1 protein-coding gene is annotated in these 676 nt (G+C 34.2%); it reads left to right on the top strand.

Features of this window, described 5'->3' with window-relative positions:
• On the top strand, positions 1-676 hold a 676-nt coding region (locus AB671_RS20700), incomplete at both ends, for a YoaK family protein (RefSeq protein ID WP_066764891.1).

Here is a 676-nt window from a genome sequence, read left to right as displayed (position 1 = left end):
TTAGACACAAAGGGAAAGGAAGAACATATTCCCATAATTTGAAACTGGCTTCTATTTTATCTGGTGTTGCAGGATTAGTGAATATTACAGGAGTTCTATCCGTTAACAATCTTACCACAAATGTAACGGGACACTTTGCTTTTTTTTCCGAACAACTATTTTTAAGAAATTATAAAATGGCATTTATTTATTTGCTATACATTTTATTTTTTTTATTAGGTGCTTTTATTTCAGGACTGCTCATTGAATGGACTGCAAAGTACAGACCCCATAGCTCATATATCATTCCTTTATCTATTGAAATTGTTCTCATGCTTCTCATCGGTTTCTCACCTGAATTATTTCCGGATCATTCCTCTGCTCCATTGGTGATTTCTTCCGTATTACTTTTTGCCATGGGATTACAAAATGCTCTCGTCACCCGTGTTTCGCAATCTGTAGTAAGAACAACTCATTTAACAGGACTGTTTACAGATCTGGGAATTGAGCTATCACTGCTGTTTTTTCAAAAGCAAAAAGAAAAGAGAGCACAAGTAAATAAAAGTATATTTTTAAAAATAATGATCATCATTTGTTTCTTTTCGGGAGGAATTATTGGGGCACTCACCTATCAGCATTTTCAATTAAAAACACTTCTTATCCCAGCCTGTTTACTATTATTCGCCTTGTGGTATGA

It is taken from the genome of Chryseobacterium sp. BGARF1 (assembly GCF_001677955.1).
In the GTDB taxonomy this organism is placed as follows: domain Bacteria; phylum Bacteroidota; class Bacteroidia; order Flavobacteriales; family Weeksellaceae; genus Chryseobacterium.
Note: the sequence above shows the minus strand (reverse complement) of the source record. Positions and strands in the feature narration are given on the sequence as shown.